Source organism: Streptomyces atroolivaceus, from assembly GCF_000717025.1.
Lineage (GTDB): Bacteria > Actinomycetota > Actinomycetes > Streptomycetales > Streptomycetaceae > Streptomyces > Streptomyces atroolivaceus.
In genome coordinates, this window is sequence record NZ_JNXG01000022.1 from 29,865 (window position 1) to 46,905 (window position 17,041).

The 17,041-nt window shown below is 72.0% G+C and carries 18 protein-coding genes; 5 read left to right on the forward strand and 13 right to left on the reverse strand.

What is annotated here, in order from left to right; translation table 11 throughout:
• Nucleotides 1-25: 25 nt before the first annotated feature.
• The gene (locus OO67_RS32630; protein ID WP_033305430.1) at nt 26-1,759 is read right to left on the reverse strand and encodes an MFS transporter; all 1,734 of its coding nucleotides are present in this window, start codon (nt 1,757-1,759) and stop codon (nt 26-28) included.
• Nucleotides 1,760-2,250: 491 nt separating this feature from the next.
• Between OO67_RS32630 and OO67_RS32635 the strand changes: the two genes are divergently transcribed.
• Nucleotides 2,251-3,279 carry a phosphatase PAP2 family protein gene (locus tag OO67_RS32635; RefSeq protein ID WP_033305431.1) on the forward strand — a complete coding sequence of 343 codons (1,029 nt, stop codon included), beginning with the start codon at nt 2,251-2,253 and terminating at the stop codon, nt 3,277-3,279.
• 128 nt (nt 3,280-3,407) lie between these two features.
• On the opposite strand, the gene OO67_RS32640 is transcribed toward OO67_RS32635, so the two are convergent.
• Both OO67_RS32640 and OO67_RS32645 read right to left on the reverse strand, forming a co-directional pair.
• Nucleotides 3,408-3,623 carry an I78 family peptidase inhibitor gene (locus tag OO67_RS32640; protein WP_033305432.1) on the reverse strand — a complete coding sequence of 72 codons (216 nt, stop codon included), beginning with the start codon at nt 3,621-3,623 and terminating at the stop codon, nt 3,408-3,410.
• Between the two features lie 432 nt (nt 3,624-4,055).
• Nucleotides 4,056-5,336 carry a glycosyltransferase gene (locus OO67_RS32645; protein ID WP_033305433.1) on the reverse strand — a complete coding sequence of 427 codons (1,281 nt, stop codon included), beginning with the start codon at nt 5,334-5,336 and terminating at the stop codon, nt 4,056-4,058.
• Nucleotides 5,337-5,636: 300 nt separating this feature from the next.
• Here OO67_RS32645 and OO67_RS32650 point away from each other — a divergent pair, with 300 nt between their 5' ends.
• The gene (locus tag OO67_RS32650; RefSeq protein WP_033305434.1) at nt 5,637-6,419 is read left to right on the forward strand and encodes a hypothetical protein; all 783 of its coding nucleotides are present in this window, start codon (nt 5,637-5,639) and stop codon (nt 6,417-6,419) included.
• Nucleotides 6,420-6,556: 137 nt separating this feature from the next.
• The gene (locus OO67_RS32655; RefSeq protein ID WP_033305435.1) at nt 6,557-6,862 is read left to right on the forward strand and encodes a hypothetical protein; all 306 of its coding nucleotides are present in this window, start codon (nt 6,557-6,559) and stop codon (nt 6,860-6,862) included.
• Nucleotides 6,863-6,929: 67 nt separating this feature from the next.
• On the opposite strand, the gene der is transcribed toward OO67_RS32655, so the two are convergent.
• The 5 genes from der to aroH form a co-directional block, all read right to left on the reverse strand.
• Entirely contained in the window at nt 6,930-8,399 is a 1,470-nt protein-coding gene (gene der, locus OO67_RS32660; RefSeq protein WP_033305436.1) for a ribosome biogenesis GTPase Der, read from the reverse strand.
• 63 nt (nt 8,400-8,462) lie between these two features.
• Nucleotides 8,463-9,122 (reverse strand): lysophospholipid acyltransferase family protein, encoded by a 660-nt coding sequence (locus OO67_RS32665; protein ID WP_033305437.1) that lies wholly within the window; start codon nt 9,120-9,122, stop codon nt 8,463-8,465.
• Nucleotides 9,119-9,835 (reverse strand): (d)CMP kinase, encoded by a 717-nt coding sequence (cmk, locus tag OO67_RS32670; protein WP_033305438.1) that lies wholly within the window; start codon nt 9,833-9,835, stop codon nt 9,119-9,121. Before cmk ends, OO67_RS32665 begins: the two co-directional genes overlap by 4 nt.
• Nucleotides 9,836-9,954: 119 nt before the next feature.
• A complete protein-coding gene (locus OO67_RS32675) occupies nt 9,955-11,040 on the reverse strand; it encodes a prephenate dehydrogenase (RefSeq protein ID WP_033305439.1) in 1,086 nt (361 codons plus the stop codon).
• The gene (gene aroH, locus OO67_RS32680) at nt 11,037-11,399 is read right to left on the reverse strand and encodes a chorismate mutase (RefSeq protein WP_033305440.1); all 363 of its coding nucleotides are present in this window, start codon (nt 11,397-11,399) and stop codon (nt 11,037-11,039) included. The genes OO67_RS32675 and aroH overlap by 4 nt, the downstream gene beginning before the upstream one ends.
• A 219-nt stretch (nt 11,400-11,618) precedes the next feature.
• Here aroH and OO67_RS32685 point away from each other — a divergent pair, with 219 nt between their 5' ends.
• Both OO67_RS32685 and OO67_RS32690 read left to right on the forward strand, forming a co-directional pair.
• Nucleotides 11,619-12,017: a Rieske (2Fe-2S) protein gene (locus tag OO67_RS32685; protein WP_033305441.1), complete on the forward strand. Its 399-nt coding sequence runs from the start codon at nt 11,619-11,621 to the stop codon at nt 12,015-12,017.
• A 19-nt stretch (nt 12,018-12,036) separates the two neighbouring features.
• Complete coding sequence (locus OO67_RS32690; protein ID WP_033305442.1) at nt 12,037-12,729, forward strand: nucleotidyltransferase domain-containing protein; 693 nt, start codon at nt 12,037-12,039, stop codon at nt 12,727-12,729.
• Between the two features lie 14 nt (nt 12,730-12,743).
• Here the strand turns inward: OO67_RS32690 and OO67_RS32695 are convergent, their stop codons facing one another.
• The 5 genes from OO67_RS32695 to pnuC are packed head-to-tail and all read right to left on the reverse strand — an operon-like array spanning nt 12,744 to nt 17,027.
• A complete protein-coding gene (locus OO67_RS32695) occupies nt 12,744-13,535 on the reverse strand; it encodes a nucleotidyltransferase domain-containing protein (protein ID WP_033305443.1) in 792 nt (263 codons plus the stop codon).
• Between the two features lie 3 nt (nt 13,536-13,538).
• Nucleotides 13,539-14,561, reverse strand: coding sequence for an ADP-ribosylglycohydrolase family protein (locus OO67_RS32700; protein ID WP_033305444.1), 1,023 nt, complete (start codon nt 14,559-14,561; stop codon nt 13,539-13,541).
• Nucleotides 14,558-15,301, reverse strand: a complete 744-nt coding sequence (locus OO67_RS32705; protein WP_033305445.1) for an NUDIX hydrolase — start codon at nt 15,299-15,301, stop codon at nt 14,558-14,560. Before OO67_RS32705 ends, OO67_RS32700 begins: the two co-directional genes overlap by 4 nt.
• Nucleotides 15,298-16,377: an AAA family ATPase gene (locus tag OO67_RS32710; protein WP_033305446.1), complete on the reverse strand. Its 1,080-nt coding sequence runs from the start codon at nt 16,375-16,377 to the stop codon at nt 15,298-15,300. The genes OO67_RS32705 and OO67_RS32710 overlap by 4 nt, the downstream gene beginning before the upstream one ends.
• Nucleotides 16,374-17,027, reverse strand: coding sequence for a nicotinamide riboside transporter PnuC (gene pnuC / locus OO67_RS32715; RefSeq protein ID WP_033305447.1), 654 nt, complete (start codon nt 17,025-17,027; stop codon nt 16,374-16,376). Before pnuC ends, OO67_RS32710 begins: the two co-directional genes overlap by 4 nt.
• Between the last annotated feature and the right edge of the window lie 14 nt (nt 17,028-17,041).

The following is a 17,041-nucleotide window of genomic DNA, read 5'->3' on the forward strand; positions in this document are numbered from 1 at the left end:
CAGGGCGCCGTGCCGACGTTACGGCTCAGCGTGCCGCCCGTCCAGAGCCCGTGGCCTCGGCCGGTTCGCGCCGGGTGGGACGGGGGACCGAGTGCCCCCGGGCGTCCTTCGCCGGGAGCGGAAGGGCGTCGCGGTGAGGTTCGGACCCGGCCGGTCCGGGGCCCGCCGCCTGTCCCGGCACCTTGGCCGCCGGCTCGCGGCAGGCGCCCTTGACCGGAGTGCAGTCCATGACGCCCGGCAGGCGCAGCGCCGCAAGCGCCCCGAGCAGCAGCAGGCCGGCACTGACCAGCAGCGTGACGTGCAGGCCTTCGACGAAGGCGTGCCGGGCCGTGTCCCGCAGCAGGTCCCCCATGGGGCCGCCGAGCCGCCCGGCCACCTGGTAGGCCTCGCCCAGCGAATGCGACGCGGCCGATCCGGCGGCGGCGGGCACGCCCTCCTCGTGGAGCCGGGAGAGTCCGGGCGCGTACGCGGCGTTCATGACGCTGCCGAGCAGCGCGATCCCCAGGCCCGCACCCAGCTGGTACGAGGTCTCGCCGATCGCGGCCGCGCCGCCGGCCCGCTCGGCGGGGGCCTCGCTCAGCATCGATTCGTACGCCCCGAAGAGCGTGGACTGCAGCCCGAAGCCGAGCAGCACGAAGCCGGCGGTGAGCAGCACGGGCCGGTCGTGCTGGCCCATCAGCGTCAGCAGGAGGACCGAGGCGGCCGTGAGCACGAAGCCCCAGCCGACCATCCGCCGGGGACCGACACGGCTCAGGGTGTACGAACCCGTGGCCCCGGCCGCCATCGCGGCGAAGGTCAGCGGCAGCAGCCGCAGGCCGGTCTCCAGGGGGCTCAGGTGCAGGACCAGCTGGAGGTACTGGACCGCGATGAGTTCCAGGCCCACCAGGGCCAGCATGGCGAGCACGATGCAGCCGACCGCGGTGGTGAAGGCGGGCCGGGAGAACATCGCGATGTCGATGAGCGGATGCGTACGCCGTTTCTGCCTGCGCACGAAGAGGACGAGCAGGGCGGCACCGGCGAGCAGGGGGACGAGGGTGCCGGGGTTCAGCAGCCCCTCGCCGCCGCCGATCCGTTTGATCCCCAGCACGACGCCCAGTACGGCGGCCGCGGCCATCAGTGCGCCGAGCACGTCCCAGGGGCCGTCGTCCTCACCGCGGGACTCGGGCAGGAGCCAGCGCCCGACCGGGAGGATCAGGGCCATGAGCGGGATGTTGATCAGGAAGACGGAGCCCCACCAGTAGTGCTCGACGAGGAATCCGCCGATGACCGGTCCGGTCGCGGCACCCACCGCAGCGACCGCGGTCCACACGCCGATGGCCAGGGCACGCTCCCGGCGGTCGGGGAAGACCTGGCGGAGTATCGACAGCGTGGCGGGCATGATCATCGCGCCGCCCACGCCGAGCAGCGCACGCGCCGCGATGAGCACACCGGCGGAGTCGGCCGTAGCCGCGAGGGCGGAGGCGACCCCGAAGAGCGCGTAGCCGAAGAGGAGGACACGTCGTCTTCCCACCCGGTCTCCGAGCGTGCCGAAGAGAATCAGCAGCGAGGCACAGACCAGCGGGTAGGCGTCCACGATCCACAGCAGACCGACGGCACTGGGCCGCAGGTCCTCGGTGACGGCCGGGACGGCGACGTGCAGCACGGTCGCGTCGAGCGCGACCAGCAGCAGACTGAGACAGAGGACGACCAGGACGACCCAGCGGTTGGCACCGTCGGCCGCAGCGCGCAGCCTGCTCACGGCCGTGGACGTCCCAGTCATGTACGTACCTCCCACAATGAGTCCCTCGCGCTCGGCAGACCGTCGGGGATCCGGCTCACGGCCTCCCCCTGGCCCGGCATCGACGGGCGAGTGAGCCGTCAGCGTACGCGAGTTCCACGTGGTCACGCGTGGTGCAGCTCATACGTTCACCGGCCACCGGGTGTGGTGTACGCCACTTGACAACCGGCACGCGGGGCCCCGCCCCGGGCACCGCACAGGCGCGGCGAGGTCGCCCCCGGCCGCCGCCCCGTGACGCCCGGGCGGCGGCCCCGAATGGCCTCGCGCGCACACGGCGGAGTCGCGGTGCGCCAATTCATCGACGCCCAAACATTTCTGCGAATAACATCACCGGCGAATAGCGGGCGCCACCAATGCGATTCCCCGCGGCACCGGTAATGGATACCGGACTGAGACAAAGTCCACATCACATCGTCATCACAAAGACGCGGGATCGGCCGGATCACACACTCACTCGCTGTAACGTCCATTGCGTGCGTACCGACATCTTTGCCCGTCTGGACCGGGAGCCGGAACCGCCGAAGATAGAGACCCCGCGGATGAGCCGTCACCGCATCGCTCTCTTCGGCGGGACTTTGGCGTTCTATCTCGCCATCGTCGTTGCCGTGCTCGTCTCGTCCTGGCTGGTGGCTCTCGACTGGAAGGTCATGCTGTTCCGGCCCTATCAGCAGTGGCCGGAACTGCACGCCTTCCTCGACTACTACGTCGTGCTCGGCCAGCGTGGCCCCACAGCCGTGATGGTCGCCTCCTGGCTCGGCTGGCGCTCCTGGCGCCAGCACACGCTGCGTCCGCTGCTCACCCTGGGCACCTCCCTGCTGCTGCTCAATCTGTCGGTGGGCGCGGTCAAGCTCGGCCTCGGACGGCTCGGCCCGCACTACGCCACTCAGATCGGCTCGGCGGAGCTCTACGCCGGCGGCGATATATTTCCTTCGGGACACACCGCCAACGCCGTCGTGACCTGGGGAATCCTCGCCTACCTGGCCACCACGCCACGCGCCAGGCGCTACCTGTCGGCCCTGTCGGCGTTCGTCTCCCTGGGCGTGGGCCTCACCACCGTCTACATCGGCACCCACTGGCTCAGCGACGTACTGCTGGGCTGGGCGGCCGGCCTGCTGATCCTGCTGGCCCTGCCCTGGTTCGAGCCGCTGATCACCCGCACGGAGGTCTGGATCCTCTCGGTGCGCGAGCAGTGGCGGGACCGCCGCAGGCTCCGCGAGTCCGTTCCGGCCGCTCCCGTGACACCGGAGCCGGTCCTGCTGCCGCAGGCGCTGGGCGGCGGCTCCGAGAGCGCCCATGAGGCCGCGGGCCGGGGGCCGGCGTCCGGGACAGCGGGTCATCCGGGTGCGGCGGCCAGGGCGCGCGCGCACCCGGCGCACCCCGTCCGTCCGGAACGGACGCCGCCGGCCCCGGCCGGCTCACGCCGTCCGCCGCACTCCGACCGCTCGCCGCGGAGCAGCGCGGGTCCCTCCCGCCCGGTGACGGGCGGTCCGGTCGCACCCTGACCCGGTCTCGCCCCTGCTGCCGCTCCCTGACCGGTCGCTCCTGACCTGCGAGGACGGCGTGCGTCCCCGCCGCCGGGCACGGCGAAGGCCCCGACTCCGGTCGGGGCCTTCACTCGTCGGGGCCGGGTTCAGCCGACCCAGCAGCGGGTCACGGTCGAGGCGTCCACCTCGAAGTTGATGCGCCCGCCGCGGAACTCCATGGTGATGACGGTGCCCGGCGCAAGGGCCCGGACCGTGCTCCAGCCCCGCGCTCTGGCCTGCCGTTCGGCGGCTTCGGCGTCGAGGCCCACGTAGGACTCGGGGGTGTCGTCCGGCTGGGCGGGAGGGGTCGGTACAGGTGCCATACCCCTCACCGTAGGCCGCCTCGCGCCCTGGCGGAAGCAGTGGCCCTGCCGGCCTCCGCGCATCCTCGCGCACCCCGGCGGTCACGCTTGTGTCACAGGATCCCCACAGGCGTTTACGCCCGGCCACTTCACCCGAACGGCCAGTCGTACAGCGAGTGACCGTAATTGCACGCCGCCGCGAAAAGCTCCTCCGGGGGCTGCAGGAAGTAAATGGCGGGAGAACAGAGGCCGTGACCGGCCTCTTTTCCGAGTCCGCCGAAAAAGAGAATATACGAGCACGCCACCTGGAATTCACTCACGCTTACGCCGGCCTTACTTTCCCCCACCCGCCGCCTGCCGGGGCCCGGCAGGCGGCGTCCCCGGGGCCGCGCCCCATCCGGAATGCAACCGTCCGGGATGCGGCGCCCGGACTGCTCGTCCGGGCGCCCCGCCTCAGCTCCGCCCTCTGCGGATCACCTCTGCGGCCTTGCAGCGCAGCGCGTACGCCCCGTCCAGAACGCCGCCCCGGGAACGGTGGATCACACCGCGCAGCGCGCCCTGCGATCTCCTCTCCCCACCCCGCGCCGCCAGTTCGGTGAACAGCTTCACGTGCCGCTCCGCGATCGGCGCCGGATCGAACCGCGCGGCGGAGACCCGCGCCGCACGGCCCATCCGGTGCCGCGTGGCGTCGTCGTCGATGAGCCCGAGCAGGGCCTTCGCGAACGCGCCGGTGTCCCCCGGTGGCACCAGCCGCCCGTCCGTGCCGTCGTCGATGATCTCGGCGGGCCCGTGGGGGCAGTCGGTCGCCACCACCGGCACCCCGCAGCGCATCGCCTCCACGATGGTCATGCCGAACGACTCCCGCTCGGAGGTGACGGCGGCGACGGAGTGCTTGGGCCACTCGTCCTCCATCGGGTCGACGGAACCCATGAGGAACACCCGCTCCCGGAGTCCGAGCTCGTCGACGAGCCCGCGCAGGGGCTGCTGCTCGTTGCCCGACGCGTCACCGGCGCCGTAGATCCGCAGCCTCCACTCCGGGCGCACCGCCGCGACCTCGGCGAAGGCCCGGACCAGTACGTCGTAGCGTTTGACCCGGTGCAGCCGCCCGGCCGCCACGATCCACTTGGCGTCGCAGTCGGCCGGCGGCCCCGCGGGCTCGGGCACGCTGTTCGGGATGGCCTCGATCCGTACACCGGGCAGCCGCAGCCTGGTGCGGTAGTCCCGGGCGTCGGCCTCCGTGACGGTCGTGACGGCGTCGAGCAGCCCGTACCGGTGGCTCAGCTCCCGGCGGAGCCGGTAGCCGTGGCTCTCCAGGGTGAGGTGCTCCTGGCCGATGCGCACCGGGCCGCGCCGGGCCTGCCGGGTGATGTGCACGTTGAGGCCGGGGCGCGTGCCGACGACGACGTCGGCCTCGAGCGCGCCGAGATGGGCCGCGATGCGGCTGTCGGTGAGCCGGCTGTACTGCCCGTGCCTCGTGTCGCCACGCGGGAACACCGCTGCGGGCCGGGCGTGGTCGGCGGCCTCCCCCTCGTACCCGGAGCTCGACTTGCGGAGGTCGACGAGATGGCTCATCCGGACCCCGGCGGGTGCGCCGAGCTTCGGGTCGTCGCGGTGCCGGAAGACGGAGACGATCTCGACGTCGTGCTGCTCCGCCAGGGTCGTGGCGAGCGTGAAAGTGGTACGGATCGTTCCCCCGATGCCGTACGCGTTGTGGAGCAGGAATGAAATGTGCATTACGTAGTCGTTTCCCCTGTTCGACTGGTCTGCATCGGACCTTACGCGGCGTCAGGATCAGCCACAGCATTCGCACAGGAGTCGCACACGGCCGTGACGTTTCGAACGAACACCCGCGCATCCGGGGGCCTTTCGCGGAATGGACGACTCCGGATCACCTGCGCGATCTCCTTGTCCATCGGCCTGCCGGTTCAGGCGCTCAATCTCCGTATTCGCGCGTGACTCCGGCCCCGGGTCTTCCGTTGTCTCTTCATGAGCCGGGAACCGCCCGGCTCACGCACCGAGTTCGAGGAGCCACCCGTGCCGCGCATGCTCGACGTCAGCGAGGACGTACGCGCCGAGATCGGCGATGCCGAAGCCGACCGGCTGCTCGTCGGCGACAGTGCCCCAGGCAGTTACGACTGCACCTCGTGCCGCACCCCCGGCGACTCCGACCAGGAACGCACCAGCACGGTGCTGTTCGTGGGCGACGAGACCGCCGTGCTCGCCTTCGCCCATGCCACCTGCATCCCCTCGCAGGTCGTCCAGGTCGCGGAGGACCAGCTCCAGGGCGCCGTGCGGTCCATCACCGGTAGCGAGCCACAGAATTCGGAGGGCCTCATGCCCGAACAGGCCGTGCTCGGCATCACCAGCGGTCTCGTCCTGATCGAGGACGACCTCCGCCCGGCCCTGGTCGTCGAACCGACCGGGCCGATCGCCAGGCCCGGCACGGACGGCAGCGGCGGCGACCAGTTCCTCCAGCTCCTGCTGGAGCAGGGTTTCCTCCCCGCGCCCCACCTGAACCGGCTGCCCGGCGTCCTCCCCGGCTGGTCGGTACTCCTCGCCATGGGCCAGCTGCACGCCGTGCTCCAGCCGGGCGCCGGCGGTGGCAGCCCGGTCGCCTGGTGGCAGGCCCATCAGCCGCTCCAGGTCACCGAGGGCTGGCGGACGGCCGCCAACAAGTCGCAGAGCGTGCTGGTCTTCGCCGCGCCCGCCGGTTCCATCGGCCAGCAGCCGCGCGAGGACCTGCTCCGTGACGCGCTGGACAAGGCCGCCGTCAACGGTCTCCTGGTCGCAGCGACGATGCCGCTCGCCGGGACCTGACCGTGTCCGTGCCGCCCTTCGCCGCCCGCCGGACAGCGTTTTCTCCGTCCGGCCCGCATCCGACAGGCGGTGAGGTCGTTGGCACCTACGTGCACTCATACGACCCTCCTCGCCAGCAGCAGACCCCGATTCCGGCCATGCGCCCGTCGCAGGATCCCTCGGGCGGCAGGTCCGCCACCCCGATCTACGACGCGCTGTACTCCGAGTACAGGCGATCGTTCAGGGCGCTTCCCGGGGACCGCACCGGCGAGGAGAACATGGGGTTCAAGACGTTCGGCATCGGGATGTTCGGCAGCCGTGCACCGCTGAGCGGCCGTACGGCGGCGAACGCCCAGGGAAGCCACAGCGCGGCCGGCGGCAATCCCGGTTCCTGGCAGCGGGTCGGACGGCACGCCGGGCGCGCCCGGCCCGCGGCGCTGCCGCCCGGATCCACGGACTCCTGAGGAATACGGCGAAGCCCCGGACCACCCGCTCCGTGCGGGTGGTCCGGGGCTTCGCCGTATCGCCGGCTCACTTCTTGCGGCCGCGCTTCTCGCGCACCCGCACCGAGATGTGCAGCGGCGTGCCCTCGAAGCCGAACTCCTCGCGCAGACGGCGCTCGACGAAGCGTCGGTAGCCGTGCTCCAGGAAGCCGGAGGCGAAGAGCACGAACCGAGGCGGCTTGATGCCCGCCTGGGTGCCGAAGAGGATGCGGGGCTGCTTGCCGCCGCGCACGGGGTGCGGGTGGGAGGCGACGATCTCACCGAGGAAGGCGTTCAGCCGCCCGGTGGGAACACGGGTCTCCCAGCCCTCGATCGCGGTCTCGATCGCCGGGACCAGCTTCTCCATGTGGCGGCCGGTCACAGCGGACACGTTGACCCGCGGAGCCCAGGCGACCTGCGCGAGCTCCGTGTCGATCTCGCGCTCCAGGTAGTAGCGGCGCTCCTCGTCGAGGGTGTCCCACTTGTTGAAGGCGATCACGATCGCACGGCCGGCTTCCACGGCCATGGTGACGATGCGCTGGTCCTGGACGCTGATCGACTCGCTGGAGTCGATCAGGATGACGGCGACCTCGGCCTTCTCCACGGCGGCCGCGGTACGCAGCGAGGCGTAGTAGTCCGCGCCCTCCTGGAGGTGGACCTTCCGGCGGATGCCGGCCGTGTCGATGAACTTCCAGGTGATGCCGCCGAGCTCGATCAGCTCGTCGACCGGGTCACGGGTGGTGCCGGCGAGCTCGTTGACGACGACGCGGTCCTCGTTGGCGACCTTGTTCAGCAGCGAGGACTTGCCGACGTTCGGACGGCCGATGAGCGCGATGCGGCGCGGGCCTCCGAGCGCGTTGCCGAACGTCTGGGCCGGGGCCTCGGGCAGCGCTTCCAGCACGGCGTCGAGCATGTCGCCGGTGCCGCGGCCGTGCAGGGAGGAGACCGGGTGGGGCTGGCCGAGACCGAGCGACCAGAGCGCGGTGGCGTCCGCCTCGCCGCTCTGTCCGTCGACCTTGTTGGCACAGAGGACGACGGGCTTCTTGGCCCGGCGCAGCAGCTTGACGACGGCCTCGTCGGTGTCGGTCGCACCGACGGTGGCGTCCACCACGAAGACGACCGCGTCGGCGGTCGAGATCGCGTACTCGGCCTGGGCGGCGACGGAGGCGTCGAGGCCCAGCACGTCCTGCTCCCAGCCGCCGGTGTCGACCAGCTTGAAGCGGCGGCCGGCCCATTCGGCCTCGTAGGTGACCCGGTCGCGGGTGACGCCCGGCTTGTCCTGGACGACGGCCTCGCGGCGGCCGAGAATGCGGTTCACCAGGGTCGACTTGCCCACGTTCGGGCGGCCGACGACGGCGAGCACCGGAAGCGGGCCGTGACCGGCCTCACCGATCGCGCCCTCGACGTCCTCGGGGTCGAACCCCTCCTGCGCGGCGAGCTCCATGAACTCCGCGTACTCGGCATCGCCAAGTGCTCCGTGCTCGTGGTCCGAGCCGCCGGAGTGAATCTGGTCGTTCATGAAGTCCGTTCCTCTTTGCATCATCATCGATGGGCCACGATCGCGCGGCCCACTACTCAAGTGTCACAGGCGTCCGGTGAGACGCCTGGCGTTCTCCAGGTGAGCGGTCAGTTCACCCTGGATGCGCAGCGTCGCCTCGTCCAGCGCTTTCCTGGTCCGCCGCCCACTGCCGTCGCCGGCCTGGAAGGCGTCGCCGAAGACGACGTCGACCCGGCTGCGCAGCGGAGGCAGTGCCGATATCAACCGTCCACGGCGCTCCGTGCTTCCCAGGACCGCGACGGGAACGATCGGCGCCCCGCCGCGCACCGCGAAGTACGCGAGCCCCGCACGCAGGGAGGCGAAGTCTCCTTCGCCCCTGGTGCCCTCGGGGAAGATCCCGAGGACCCCGCCGTCGTCCAGCACGCCGAGTGCCCGCGTGATGGCGTTGCGGTCGACGGTCGTACGGTCCACCTTGACCTGCCCGATTCCGCGAAGGAACGGGTCGAGGGGGCCGACGAACGCCTCTTTCTTGATCAGGAAGTGGACGGGCCGTGGCGCGGTGCCCATCAGCATCGGTCCGTCGATATTGTGCGCGTGGTTCACCGCGAGTATGACGGGTCCCGCGGTGGGGACGCGCCACGCGCCGAGCACCCGGGGCCTGAACAGGCCGTACATGAGCCCGATGCCGATCCCGCGCCCGACGGCCGCTCCGCGCGGCGTCGGCGCGGCGGTGGCTTCGGTCACTTCGCGGCCTGCTTCTCCCCGACGAGGGTGACGACGCACTCGATGACCTGCGCGAGGGTCAGGTCGGTGGTGTCCACCTCGACGGCGTCGGCGGCCTTGGCCAGCGGCGAGGTCTTGCGGCCGGAGTCGGCCGCGTCCCGCTTGACCAGGGCCTCCCTGGTGGCGGCGAGGTCCGAGCCCTTGAGCTCACCACTGCGGCGGGCGGCACGCGCCTCCGGGGAGGCGGTCAGGAAGATCTTGATGTCGGCGTCGGGCAGCACGGTGGTGCCGATGTCACGGCCCTCGACGACGATTCCCCGCTCCGCCTCCCTGGCGATCGAGCGCTGCAGCTCGGTGATGAGGGCGCGCACCTCGGGCACTGCGCTGACGGCGCTGACCTTGGAGGTGACCTCCTGGCTACGGATCGGGCCCGAGGCGTCCTCGCCGTCGACGGTGATCGTCGGGGCGGACGGGTCCGTGCCGGAGACGATGACCGGCTTGCTGGCGGCCGTGGCGATCTCGGCGGGGTTCTGCACGTCGATGCCGTTGTTCAGCATCCACCACGTGATGGCCCGGTACTGGGCGCCGGTGTCCAGGTAGCTGAGGCCGAGCTGGGCGGCGACGGCCTTGGAGGTGCTCGACTTGCCTGTGCCGGAGGGGCCGTCGATGGCGACGATCACTGCGGCCGGGGCGGTCCGGGCGGCGGCGCTTACGGTTTCCACGGTGGTGGACACCTTCCTGGTACACGGGGGTGGGTGGAGCGGGACAGGGCAGACCGGGGCGCCCACCCCACAAGGTTACCGAGTGCGCGAAGCGGCTCCGTACCCCGTCTCCGGGCCCCGTCCCGCGCCCGCTACGGACGGATCGACCAGCCGCGTTCGCCGAGGGCCGCGCCCAGTGCGGGTGCGGCGCTCGGCTCGACCATCAGCTGGACCAGTCCGGCCTGCTGGCCGGTGGCGTGCTCGATGCGTACGTCCTCGATGTTGACGCCGGCCCGCCCCGCGTCGGCGAAGATCGCCGCCAGCTCCCCCGGCCGGTCGCTGATGAGCACGGCGACGATCTCGTACGAGGCCGGGGCGGCCCCGTGCTTGCCGGGGACCCTGACCCGGCCGGCGTTGCCGCGGCGCAGGACGTCCTCGATGCCTTCGGTTCCCGTGCGGCGCTTGTCCTCGTCGGCGGACTGCAGACCCCGCAGCGCCCTGACCGTCTCGTCCAGGTCGGCGGCGACGCCCGCCAGCACGTCGGCGACGGGACCCGGGTTGGCGGAGAGGATCTCCACCCACATCCGGGGGTCGGAGGCCGCGATGCGGGTGACGTCCCTGATCCCCTGACCGCACAGGCGTACGGCGGTCTCGTCGGCCTCCTCCAGCCGGGCGGCGACCATCGAGGAGATCAGCTGCGGGGTGTGGGAGACGAGGGCTACGGCACGGTCGTGGGCGTCGGCGTCCATGACGACCGGGACGGCCCGGCAGAGCGCGACCAGTTCCAGGGCCAGGTTGAGGACCTCGGTGTCGGTCTCCCGGGTGGGCGTGAGGACCCAGGGGCGGCCCTCGAACAGGTCGGCGGTGCCCGCGAGGGGCCCGGAACGCTCCTTGCCCGCCATGGGGTGCGTACCGATGTACGGCGTGAGGTCGACGCCCAGCGCTTCGAGCTCGCGGCGCGGGCCGCCCTTGACGCTGGCGACGTCGAGGTAGGCACGGGCGGCCCCGTCGCGCATCGCCGAGGCGAGCACGGCGGCGGTGTGGGCGGGCGGTACCGCGACGACCGCCAGGTCGACGGGGCCCTCGGGCGCCTCGTCCGTGCCGGCCCCCAGGGCTGCCGCGGTCTGCGCCGAGGCGGGGTCGCGGTCGACGAGGTGCACCTGGACGCCGCGCCCCGCGAGTGCGAGGGCCGCGGAGGTGCCGACCAGGCCGGTTCCGATGACGAGGGCTGTTCTCACTGGGCGATGTCCTTGCGGAGGGCGCCGGTGGCGCCGAGGTAGACGTGGCTGATCTCGGACTTGGAGAGATACGTCTCCACGTGCGCGAGGACGCGGACCACGCGCGGCATGGCCCCGGCGATGTCGAGCTCCTGGGCGCAGATCAGCGGGACGTCGACGATACCGAGGCCGCGGGCGGCGGCCGCCGGGAAGTCGCTGTGCAGGTCGGGGGTGGCGGTGAACCAGACGCTGATCAGGTCGTCGGCGACGAGCTGGTTGCGCTCCAGGACCGCGGTGAGGAGTTCGCTCACCCGCTCGTCCATGTGACCGGCTTCGTCCCGCTCCAGCTGGACGGCTCCTCGGACTGCTCGTACCGCCACGTCGTACCCCTCGTCGCCTCGTGCTGTGTGCCCTTTCAGCCTAGAGGTGCGGCGGCGGCGCCGGTCACGGTGCTCTGTCCGTGAGACGCGACGGCGTGCACGGTCCTCCGGGCGCACCCGGTCGGGCGCACGCACCGCCGGGTTGCGCCTTCCCGGCGCCCGGCGGGGCCACCATGCCAGTCATCGGCCGGATGCACCGACCACCCAGTGAGGAGAGCCATGAACGCACGGCGAAGGACGGTCCTGACCGCGGGGGCCGCGGCACTCGCGGCCGGCTGCGGCTCGTCCGAGGGGGGCGGGGGCGAGGAGAGCTCCCCGCCGGCGCCGGGGGACGCGGAGCTGACCAGGACCTCGGACATCCCGGCAGGCGGCGGCACGATCTTCAAGGACCGCAAGATCGTGGTGACCCAGCCGGCCGCCGGCGAGTTCAAGGCCTTCTCCGCGGTGTGTACCCACGCGGGCTGCATCGTCTCCTCGGTCGCCGACGGCACCATCGACTGCGCGTGTCACGGCAGTCGTTTCGGCATCGGGGACGGGGCGGTCGAGCAGGGTCCCGCGACGCGCCCGCTGCCCGCCGAGAGGATCACCGTCGAAGGCGACAGCATCCGGCTCGCGTAGAGCGCGTACCCTCGCGCGCATGATCACCCCTGAAGGCACGCGGCTCGTGCGCGAGCACACCGTCTACTCCTGTGTGATGGGCTCCCGCGCCTTCGGGCTGGCCACCGACGACAGCGACACGGACCGGCGCGGGGTGTTCCAGGCGCCCACGCCTCTGTTCTGGGGCTTCACGAAGCCGCCCGCCCATGTCGAGGGCCCGGCGGACGAGCAGTTCTCGTGGGAGCTGGAGCGCTTCTGCGAGCTGGCACTGCGGGCGAACCCCAATGTGCTGGAGTGCCTGCACAGCCCCCTCGTGGAGCGGATCGACGCCACGGGCCGGGAGCTCGTCGCCCTGCGCGGGGCCTTCCTGTCCCGGCAGGCACACGGGACGTTCGTACGCTATGCGCTGGGCCAGCGGCGGAAGCTGGAGGCCGATGTCCGTGTGCACGGCGCTCCGCGCTGGAAGCACGCCATGCACCTGCTGCGGCTGCTGGTGTCCTGCCGGGACCTGCTGAGGACGGGTGAGCTGCGGATCGAGGTGGGGGACGCGCGCGAGGAGCTGCTGGCGGTGAAGCGGGGCGAGGTCCCGTGGGCCGAGGTGGAACGCCGGATGACGCGCCTGGCCGAGGAGAACGACGAGGCGGCCTCCCGGTCCCCGCTCCCGCCGGAGCCCGACCGGGAACGCGTGGAGGCGTTCCTGGTCAGGGCCCGGCGGGCGTCGGCGGGCGGATAGATCCGCTGGGGGCGTCAGGACCGTCCGGCCGCGCCCAGCCGCGCCCGGACGACGAGATCGTGCAGGGCGTCGAAGCCCGAAGGCGCCTCGGCGAGCCGTGACGCGGCCTGCGCCTCGTCGAGCACGGCGTGCAGCGCCTCGACGTCACGCGCGGCGGCCGCCACGTCGGCCATGTGCGCCGGCCCGTGCTCGGCGTCCGCCTTGGCCTCGATCAGCGCGGGCAGGCAGGCAGGCGCGTCCACCTCGCCCAGCAGGGTCGGCAGATGCGCCACCAGCATGCCGGTGCGCATCAGATGGATGCCGGTGAGCAGCGCGCGGAAGGTGTAGAGGAGCGGCTTCAGCTCGCCGGTCCTCTCGAACAGCCTCCACTGCGTGCCGGCGAACCCCCGGTAGTGGTGGGCGTGGTTGCGGGTCAGCACTGCCGGGGCCAGCGCGACGAGTTCGGCATGGAGCGCCGTGGTGTGCACCACCAGCGGGGACAGCAGCTGTTCCAGCACGTAGCCGTTGGGTTTCAGCATGAGCCGGACGAACTTGCGGAGATCATGGGTGACGAGGTCCATCTCGACCCCGTCCTGGTCCCACATCCGCGACCGTGTCTCCTCCGGTGTCCGGAGGCCGACCAGGTCCTCCGCGGGCAGGACGTGGACCCCCCGCAGGTCCACGTCCGAGTCCCGCGAGGGGAAGCCGTACAGGTGGGCGCCGGACACCGTGGCGAACAGGAGCGGGCAGGGCTCCCCGGCGAGTACCGGAGTCAGGTCGGTGACCGGCAGGCCGGCGCGTCCGAGGAGCGTCGTGTCGCTGTGCATGGATCACGCGTCCCAGAGCGCTGCCAGCGACAGCAGGTCGCTGCGGTACTCGATGCGTTCCGACCACTCCTTGGGCCAGGCCTCCGCCCCCAGGTGTGCTCCCGCGAGCGCGCCCGTGAGGCATCCGAGGGAGTCGGAGTCGCCCCGTGTGCAGGCGGCGCGGCGCAAGGCGGTGACCGGTTCCTCGGGGAAGAGCAGGAAGCAGTGCAGGGCCGTGGCGAGGGCCTCCTCGGCGACCCAGCCGTCGCCGGTCCGCTCGCACGGGTCCGTCTCGGGCGACGGGGCCCGCAGGGCGTCCTGGACCCGGGCGAGCGCCGTGAGGCACTCGTCCCAGCCGCGCCGGATGTACGCCTCGGGTGAGGCGTCGCCCGCGTACCGCCAGAGGTCGCCGAGCCAACGTGCCGGGTAGCGGCCGGCGTTCTCGTAGGCGTAGCTCCGCAACTGGCCCACCAACCCCATGGGTTCGGCCCCCTGGGCCAGCAGGAAGACCGCGCGGGCCATCAGGTCGGAGGCGGCCAGCGCCGTGGGGTGGCCGTGCGTCAGCGCGGCCTGGAGCTGGGCGGCACCGGAGCGCTGCTCCTCGCTGAGGCCCGGTACGAGACCGACGGGTGCGACCCGCATGTTGGCGCCGCAGCCCTTGGAGCCGGTCTGGCTGGCCTCCTGCCAGGGCCTCTCCTCCTCGAGCATGCGGCAGGCGGTCATGCAGGTGCGGCCCGGCGCACGGTTGTTGTCCGGGGAGCGGTACCAGCGGACGAACTCCTCCCGGACCGGCCCCACCAGGCGCTCCGGGGTGAGCAGGCCCCGGTCCATGGCGGTACGGATGCCCTGGCCCAGTGCGAGCGTCATCTGGGTGTCGTCGGTGACGAACGCGGGCTTCGGCAGTCGCATACCGCGCCAGGGCCCGCACTTGGCGAGGATCGAGGGGACGTCGTTGAACTCGGTGGGGAAGCCCAGCGCGTCGCCGAGCGCGAGCCCGGTCAGCGCGCCCGTGGCCGCCTGCTTGGTGAGAATCCGTGTCGGGATCATGATGTCCGTCCTTCAGGGCGTCCTTCCGGGCGCAGCAATGGCGGGTGCAGGGCGGTAGCGGCACCCGCCCGGTAGAGGGCGGCCGGTTTTCCCCGTCCGCCGGTGCGGCGCGGCGGTCCGTCCACGGCCTTGACGAAGCCGGGCGTGGTGAGGACCTTGCGCCGGAAGTTGGGCCGGTCGAGCTCGACGCCCCAGACGGTCTCGTAGACCTGCTGGAGCTCTCCGAGGGTGAACTCGGCGGGACAGAACGCGGTGGCCAGGCAGGAGTACTCGAGCCTCGCACCGATCCGGTCGTGCGCGTCGGCCAGGATGCGGTCGTGGTCGAAGGCGAGCGGCCCGGTGGCGCCCGCGTCCCACCACTGCGCGTGAGCCGCGTCCCCGCCGCCCCGTGGCTCGGGGAGATCGGGCACGAGCGCGGCGTACGCGACGGAGACGACCCGCATCCTGGGGTCGCGGTCCGGGTCGCTGTAGGTGCGCAACTGCTCCAGGTGGAAGCCGCACACGGATTTCTGGGTGAGGCCGGTCTCCTCGGCGAGCTCGCGGCGGGCCGCCGCCTCGGCTGATTCCCGGGGCAGGACGAAGCCGCCGGGCAGCGCCCACCGCCCCTTGTAGGGGGCCTCGCCGCGTTCCACGAGCAGCACGTGCAGCCGGGCTTCGCGGACCGTGAAGACGGCGAGATCGACGGTGACGGCGAAGGGGAAGAAGGCGTGGGGGTCGTACCCCTCGGGGGCGCTGCTCATCGTTTCTCCGGCAGGGGGGCGGTGAAGTTCCAGCCGGCGGCGAGGAGCGCGTCCACCGCGGCGACCGCCGTGTCGAGGCGCTCGCCGCGGGATCCGGTGACCTCGATGAACTTCCGTCCTGTACGGGTGAGTTCGGCACGGAAGCGGTCGGTCATCCAGGGCCGCAGCTCCTCGCCGTCGCGCAGTCCGTCGTCCTCGAAGGCGACACCGTCGTGGTCGGTGAGCAGCCAGAGGTGGTGGACGGCCCGGTCGGCGGTCTGCTCGACGAGCGGGTTGCGGCCGCCGATGTAGCGCTCGTGCCAGACGGTGGTGGCGAAGGAGTCGGTGTCGCAGAAGAGGACCGGGGACCCCACCCGCGCGGCGGCTTCCTCCCTGGCGTTCTGGGTCTCGGCGATGAGGGGGAAGTCGTCGGTGGTGAAGGTGACGTCCTCCCACTGGGCTCCCGGCCACCGGCTGCGCAGGGCGGCGAGTTTCGCCTCGCTGAACTCCCTGCCGTACTCGGCGACGTACCGCGTCCGTGCCCAGATGCCGCCGCGCCCCCGGTAGTGGTCGGCCAGGGCGCGGGCCAGGGTCGTGGTGCCGGTGGACTCGGCGCCCAGGACGACGACCCGGCGTGCCAGCGCGGCCCGTACGGGCGGCTCCAGATAGTCCCAGCACCCGGCGGGGTCGGCGCGGACCGCGGTGCCGGAGACGGGGAAGAGGGTACGGCCGGGGTCGACGAGAACGGATTCGGCGCCGAAGCGGCGTGCCAGCTCCTCGCCGTACTCCTCCGAGGTGAAGACGGCGTCGACCCGTCCGGGCACGGCAGCGGTGAACACGGCCATGTGGGCCTCCCAGACGGCCGCGTCGGTGAGGTCCACGGGAATGTCGTCGACGGCCCCCACCACCCTGACGTCGGGATGCGCCTCCCGCATCCAGGCGACCCGGTCGGCGAGCGGGACGGACTCGACGGAGGCGGCGCAGACCAGGACGGTGAGCTTCTCGCAGCGGTCCCTGGCGGTGCGGACGAGGTGGTGGTGGCCGGCGTGCGGCGGATAGAACTTGCCGAGCACCAGACCGTGGCCGTGACGCTTCATACGGGCGCCACCGCGTTCTGGCGCCGGACCGGGGCGAGGTCCCGGCTCCAGTTGCGCAGCCCGACGACGCAGAGCGTCAGGAAACCGGCGTACAGAAGGGAGGTCAGGTAGAGCTCCTTGTACGCGTACAGCGGGATGTAGACCACGTCGGCGGCGATCCACAGCCACCATGACTCGACGCGCTTGCGGCACTGCCCGTACGTCGCCATCAACGACAGCGAGGTGGTCAGGGCGTCCCAGAACGGCACGGTCGAATCCGTGGCGCGGGAGAGCAGCAGGGTGAGACCGAGGGTCCCCGCGGCCCCCGCCGCGAGCAGCCAGGTCCATTCGGTGCGGGTGGTGCTCCGCACCGGCAGGACGGATGTACCCGGTCCACCCCCGTGGGTCCAGGTCCACCAGCCGTACGCGGCGAGGGAGATGAAGACGATCTGCAGGCCGGCGTCGGCGTACAGACCGGACTGGGCGAACAGCAGGATGAAGAACAGGTTGTTGGCGATGCCTATCGGCCAGTTGGCGAGGTGCTGGCGGGCCACGAGCCAGACGCACAGCGCACCGCTGCCGAAGCCGAGGACCTCGGTCCAGCTGACCGGGGTGTCCAGGACCGTCACCAGTGGCTGCTGCAGGGGATGCAGTACGTCCGCGAGCGTCACGCCGCCTCCTTCTT